This window comes from Streptomyces sioyaensis (assembly GCF_004122735.1).
Taxonomy (GTDB): Bacteria; Actinomycetota; Actinomycetes; order Streptomycetales; family Streptomycetaceae; genus Streptomyces; species Streptomyces sioyaensis.
Genome location: NZ_SDIF01000218.1, coordinates 1 through 5,980 on the forward strand (window position 1 = coordinate 1; position 5,980 = coordinate 5,980).

General features: G+C 75.3%; 5 protein-coding genes. 2 read left to right on the plus strand and 3 right to left on the minus strand.

Features of this window, described 5'->3' with window-relative positions; all coding sequences use genetic code 11:
- Positions 1–79 precede the first annotated feature (79 nt).
- Positions 80–964, minus strand: a complete 885-nt coding sequence (locus EST54_RS32960; protein WP_129251352.1) for a TIGR01777 family oxidoreductase — start codon at positions 962–964, stop codon at positions 80–82.
- Positions 965–1,043: 79 nt separating this feature from the next.
- Positions 1,044–1,562 carry a DUF4240 domain-containing protein gene (locus tag EST54_RS32965; RefSeq protein WP_129251353.1) on the minus strand — a complete coding sequence of 173 codons (519 nt, stop codon included), beginning with the start codon at positions 1,560–1,562 and terminating at the stop codon, positions 1,044–1,046.
- 262 nt (positions 1,563–1,824) lie between these two features.
- Between EST54_RS32965 and EST54_RS32970 the strand changes: the two genes are divergently transcribed.
- Entirely contained in the window at positions 1,825–3,747 is a 1,923-nt protein-coding gene (locus tag EST54_RS32970) for a hypothetical protein (RefSeq protein WP_129251354.1), read from the plus strand.
- A 137-nt stretch (positions 3,748–3,884) separates the two neighbouring features.
- Entirely contained in the window at positions 3,885–4,799 is a 915-nt protein-coding gene (locus EST54_RS32975; protein WP_129251355.1) for an SDR family oxidoreductase, read from the plus strand.
- Positions 4,800–4,821: 22 nt separating this feature from the next.
- Here the strand turns inward: EST54_RS32975 and EST54_RS32980 are convergent, their stop codons facing one another.
- Positions 4,822–5,832 (minus strand): helix-turn-helix transcriptional regulator, encoded by a 1,011-nt coding sequence (locus tag EST54_RS32980; RefSeq protein WP_129251356.1) that lies wholly within the window; start codon positions 5,830–5,832, stop codon positions 4,822–4,824.
- Between the last annotated feature and the right edge of the window lie 148 nt (positions 5,833–5,980).

Sequence of the window (5,980 nt, forward strand, 5' to 3'; positions counted from 1 at the left end):
GTGAGGGGGGTCGGGCGGCGACGGGGTAGGACGGTGACGCGGACAGGACGGCGGCGTCGGCCCCGCGCCGTCCGGACGCCTACGCCGCCCGGATCGCGTCGATGATCCGCGGGTGGCGGAAGGCGAACCCCGAGTCCAGCAGCCGCCGCGGGATGACCCGCTGACTGCCCAGCACATCGCCGGCGAACTCACCGAGGGCGGCGCGCAGCACCGGCGCCGGAACGGTGCACAGCGTGGGGCGGTTCAGGACATGCCCCATCACGGCGGTCGCCTCGCGGTTGGTCACCGGTTCCGGGGCCGTGAGGTTGACCGGCCCGGTCAGGTCGCCGGTGTCGAGGAGGTGGCGCAGCGCCGCGATGTGGTCCGCCAGGGAGATGAAGCTCCAGTACTGGCTGCCGTCCCCGAACCGGCCGCCGAGGCCGAGCCGGAAGACGGGAAACAACCGGCCCCAGGCGCCGCCCGAGCGGGCCACGACCAGACCGGTGCGGGCGAAGACGGTGCGGATGCCCGCCTCCCGGGCCGGCTTCGCGGCGTCCTCCCACGCCACGCAGACCTCCGGCAGGAACCCGTGGCCGGCCGGTGCGCTCTCGTCCGTACGCCGGTCGCCGGTGTCGCCGTAGTAGCCGATCGCGCTGCCGGACACGAAGACCCGCGGCGGGGTGTCCATGGCGGCGAGTGCCGCGGCGAGGGTCCGGGTGCCCAGCACTCGGCTGTCGCGGATCTCCTGCTTGTAGGCGCGCGTCCAGCGGTGGTCGCCGACGCCGGCACCGGCCAGATGGACGACCGCCTCGCAGCCGGCCAGCCCCGCCGTGTCGACCTCCTGGCGCTTGGGGTCCCAGCGCACCTCGTCGGCCGCCCCGGGGGCACGCCGGACGAGCCGGACGACGTCGTGGCCGTCCGCACGCAGGGACCGGGCGAGCGCCGTGCCGATGAGTCCGGTCGAGCCGGTGATCGCGATCCGCATGGGGCCATACTGCCGCAGTCACGGGCCGGCGGCGGCATCCGGGGCCCGCCCCCGCCGCGTCGGCACGAGTACGCGGACGTCAGGCCCGGAAACGGTCCCAGAGGCCGGGGAAGCGCTCCGCCAGGGCCTGGTCGTCGTCGAATTCGAGGTAACTGCCGAGCGGTTCGCGGGGCGGCGCCGGCAGGGCCAGATCGGGCATCACCCCGCCGGTCATCTGCTCGTACGCCTCGTCGGCCGCGTAGCCCAGCTCCTCGGCGTCGCCGTCCACCGCCTCGTCGAAGTCGTCCAGCAGCTCGGTGAGCTGGTCCGGGTCGTGCAGCGCGCCCTCGAAGACCTCCCGGCCCTGGCCGATCAGCCAGCAGCGGAAGTAGTCGAAGGCGTCGTCGCTGGCGCCGCCCAGCAGGATCGTGGCCGCGGCCCACAGGTCCCAGGAGTACGCCCGGTTGTAGCGCGCCTCGAAATGACGGGCGAAGTCCACGACGGCCTCCGGATCGCGCCCGAGCAGCCTCTCGACCAGCGCGTCGGCCTGCTCTTCGGGGTCGCCCTCGGCCGCCTCGCGGGAACCGTCGATCAGTTCCCAGAACTCCGTCTCGTCCATCACCGCTCCAGCATCGGCCCTGCCGGGCCCCGCCGCATGCGGAGTACCCCGGATGCGACGGGGTCGTTATCCGGATCGGTGACGCGGTGTCCGCCGCGGTGACGGGATGTTCGGATCGGCGACGCAGTGTTCGGGTCGGTGCCCGCTCCGCGCCGCCCGGTGCGCCCTCGGGTGACCGCCCCCAGAATCACTCGTTGGACGGCGTGCACCACCCACGACGGCATATCCGCCATTTTGCGAAGGGCTGTTCCAGGCCATGCCCATGGACGAACGTACCCGGGCCGACGTCGAACGGGCCGAGGCGGCCATCGTCGAGCACTATCCACGGCTCGTCCGCCTCGCCTACCTCGTCCTGCCCCCGTCGATGGGCCGCCACCGCCGGGTCCTGACCGCACACGCCCTGGTCCAGCGGGCACTGCCGCGGGCCCGGCGGCACCGGCCCGACGGCGGGCTGCCGGCCCAGCGCGGCCCGGCGGCCGAGACCGGCTACGACCTGGTGCGGCTGCGGGCCCTGCGGCTGGCGCTGGCGTACGAGGGGCGGCCGGGCCGGGGGCTGCCGGTCATGCCGCAGGTGTGGGGGCTGCGGCTGTTCCCGCGGGCCGGCGGCGCCGAGGAACTCGCCCTGGACCAGGCGCTGTCCGCGGTCCCCGCGTCGGTCCGCGCCACGCTCGGGCTGTGGCATCTGGAGGGCCTGGACGAGGAGGCCGCGCGCACCGTCCTCGAACAGGCCGGGGCGCCCGCACCGGACGCGGCGCAGCGGGCGGCCGAGCAGCTGGACCGGGAGACCGGGGCCGGCGCCGGGGCGATGCTGAACTCGGGGGAGTTCGACCCCTGCACGGTGCAGACCCGGCCGACGGATCTGCTGCGCCGCCGGCAGCGGTTGCGGGCGGTGGCCGCGCTGGTGGCCGTAGTGGCCTTCGGCGCGGCGGCGGCCGGGGTGTGGCAGGGCGTGCGGGACCGGCCGCCGCGCGGCGAGACCACCGCTGAGCAGGCGCTGGACCCGGCCCGGCTGGTGCGTACCCCCAACGACCAGTGGGCGGACACCTCCCGGGTGGACTTCACCGCCTGGCCCGTCCGCGGCCGGCAGGCCGGTGACCAGGAGTTGCTGGGGCGGGCCCTGCGGGTCTGGGCGGCGCCGCCCGCCGATGCCCGGATCACCGCGACCGCGGGCACCTCCACCAGGCCGCCGGACCATCCGCCGCAGCTGCTGTACGCGGGGCTGATCGACGCGGTGATGGTGGTGGTCTTCCACGACGGCGAGCGGCTGGTGCGCTACGCCGAGCCCGAAGACGCCACGCCCACCCTGCACTTCGCACGGGTCGACGACGCGGACCTGACCACCGGCGCCGCGCTGGTGATCGGTCGCGGCAACGGCTGGATGCGCTATCTGCTCGCGCCCTGGATCTCCGAGGTCACCACCCGCGATCTGCTGGCGCCGGCCGCCCCGCCGCACGGTCTGCACGTCGCACCGGACGGGGTCACCGACCGGATCCTGGCCCCGCCCATGCCGGGCAGCGGCTGCGGCCGCTGGCCGGTCGCCCGGTTCCGGCCCTCGTCCCGGGTCGTGGCGAACGCCGGCCACGCCGACGACGCGACCTTCCTCCTGGCCGACCTCAACGACCTCGTGCCCGTCCATCTCCGCTACGTGCCGCCGCCGTCGTCCGGCGGCACCCCGGCCGCCGGCCCGCACGAGGCGACCGGCGCCCCGGCGCTGCGGAGCTGGGCCCGTACCGCCTGTTCGCTCGGGTCGCTGCGCGGCGCCGGCGTACGGTCCGTCACCGACTGGGCGTTCGCCGAGCAACGCCTCCCGGAGGGCGCCGGCCGGGCGACCTGGGTGTGCAGCCGCGCCGACACCTGGCGCGGGCCCGGGAGCGTGCGCATCCAGTTCCTGCCGCCCGCCGTGCGCCCGACGGACCCGGGGCGGATCGCCGGGCGGGCCGCGAACACCGCCGCCTGCAGCCCCTACGGGCCGCACGTGGTGGGTCAGGTCCGCTGGCGGGCGGCGTCCGGCCGGTGGTATCTGCTCGCGGCCGGCAGCCGGGAGGTCGGCGGCGTCGACGCCACCGGCGGCGTACGGGCCACCGGCAACGAGAACACGCTGGCCGCGCCGGCCGGCCCTGCCGCCCCCGCAACGGTCACCGGGCGGCTGCGGAACGGGGCGCCCGTGCCTGCGTTCGGCCCGTGAGGGGTGGACCCGGCGGGGAGGGGGCCGCACGGTGCCGTCGGGAGCCCGGGCCGATACCCGACAGGAGATGTCCGGTTTCGCTGCCAGGGTCGGTCGTCGTACGGATGCGGGACACCTGACAGCGAGGAGTGGCGTAGGTGACGAAAGAACTGGCGGGACGGGTGGCGCTGGTCGCCGGGGCGACCCGGGGCGCGGGCCGGGCGATGGCGGTCGAGCTGGGCCGGGCCGGTGCCCTGGTGTACGTCACGGGGCGGACGACGCGGGAGCGGGTCAGCGAGGTCGGACGGCCCACGGAGACCATCGAGGAGACCGCAGAGCTGGTCACCGCTGCGGGCGGCACCGGCATCGCCGTGCCCACCGACCATCTGGAACCGGAGCAGGTCAAGGCTCTGGTCGAGCGGATCGACCGCGCGCAGGGACGGCTGGACGTGCTGGTCAACAGCCTCTGGGGCGGTGACCGGCTGATCGAGTTCGACACCCGGCTGTGGGACCTCGATCTGGCGGGCGGGCTGCGGATGCTCCGCCTGGGCATCGACTCCCACCTCATCACCGGCCATTACGCGCTGCCGCTGCTGATCCGGCGGCCCGGCGGGCTGGTCGTCGAGATCACCGACGGCACCGCCGACTTCAACCGCCGCTACCGCGACAACCTCTGCTTCGACCTCACCAAGAACGCCCCGCACCGCATCGCCTTCGGTCTCGCCGCCGAGCTCAGGGAACACGGCGGCACGGCCGTCTCGCTCACCCCCGGCTTCCTCCGGTCCGAGGAGATGCTGGACCACTTCGGGGTGACGGAGGAGACCTGGCGCGACGCGGTGGCCCAGCAGCCGCACTTCGCCATCGCCGAATCGCCGGCCCTGATCGCCCGCGGCGTACGGGCGCTGGCCGCCGACCCGGACAGGGCGCGGTGGACCGGACAGTCCCTCTCCAGCGGCCAGTTGGCGAAGGAGTACGGCTTCACCGACACCGACGGCTCCCGGCCCGACTGCTTCGGCTACTTCGAGGACGTGGTCTTCGGCGGCGGGGACGGCAGCGCCGCGGACTACCGCTGAGCCCCTCGTCGCACCCCGCCGGTCAGTCGTACAGGGCGGCCGTCCGCCGGGCCGCCGTGGCGAGGCGCTCGCGCAGGTCGGCGGGCCGGAGGAGCTCGCCCTCCGGGCCGAGCGACAGCAGCTGGGCGTAGGCGACCTCGGCGGACTCCACGGCCAGGGTGACCGTCAGCCGCCCCTGCTCATCGGGGCCGCCCGCCGCCTGTGCCCGGGCGATCGCCTCGCGGGCCGCGGCGCGTTCGGTGACGTACGGCAGCTGGTGCACTCCGCGCGCGGAGAGCCGCAGCACCACCTCCTCGCGGAGGATCGACCGGGCGAACTGGGCCGCCCGCTCCGCCCAGAACGCCGGCAGGTCGAAGGACTCGTCCCGGCGGAACCGGCCGTCCGAAGCCCCGGCGGCCGCGGTGGCCCCGGCGCCCTCGTAGGCCGTCACAGCGGTGAACCGGTCGACCCGGTAGACGCGGTACTCCCCCTCGACCCGCGCCGCCAGATACCAGACCCCCGCCTTCAGCACGAGGCCGTACGGCTCCAACTCCCGTGCCACCTCGGTGTCCTTGCGGAGGTAGCGGGCGGTGATCCGGCGGTCGTCCCAGACCGCATCGGCGATCGCGGGGAGCAGCTCGGGGGTTTCGGGCTCCTGATACCAGGCGGGTGCGTCGAGGTGGAAGCGCTGGGCGGCGCCCGACGCGGCGTCCCGCAGCTCGGGCCGCAGCGCGGCGGAGACCTTCAGCCGCGCGGCGGACGCGGCGTCCGCGAGGCCCATCTCGCGGAGCGCCGTGGGCACTCCGGACAGGAACAGGGCTTCCGCCTCGCTGCGGGCGAGGCCGGTGAGGCGGGTGCGGTAGCCGCCTATGAGGCGGTAGCCGCCGGCCCGGCCGCGGTCCGCGTAGACCGGTACGCCGGCCTCGGAGAGGGAGAGGACGTCGCGGGCGACCGTACGCTCGGAGACCTCCAACTCGCGCGCCAGCTCGGCGGCCGTCATCGACGGCCGCGCCTGGAGCAGCAATACCATCTTGATCAGCCGGGCAGCACGCATGTCCCCATCATGCCGGGGGCCACTGACAACACCCCGGGGCCGCTGACATCCCCCGGCGGCCGGCTCCGCCTGCCGCATTCGGCCCACCACACCCGCCCACCCCCCGAAGGGGGGTGGGCGGGTGTGGTGGGCCGAATGCGGCAGGCGG

Bases quoted from the DNA above. Each gene is read 5' to 3' on its own strand.
- EST54_RS32970 (WP_129251354.1), top strand. From the start codon at position 1,825: ATGGACGAACGTACCCGGGCCGACGTCGAACGGGCCGAGGCGGCCATC.
- EST54_RS32960 (WP_129251352.1), bottom strand. From the start codon at position 964: ATGCGGATCGCGATCACCGGCTCGACCGGACTCATCGGCACGGCGCTC.
- EST54_RS32965 (WP_129251353.1), bottom strand. From the start codon at position 1,562: ATGGACGAGACGGAGTTCTGGGAACTGATCGACGGTTCCCGCGAGGCG.
- EST54_RS32980 (WP_129251356.1), bottom strand. From the start codon at position 5,832: ATGCGTGCTGCCCGGCTGATCAAGATGGTATTGCTGCTCCAGGCGCGG.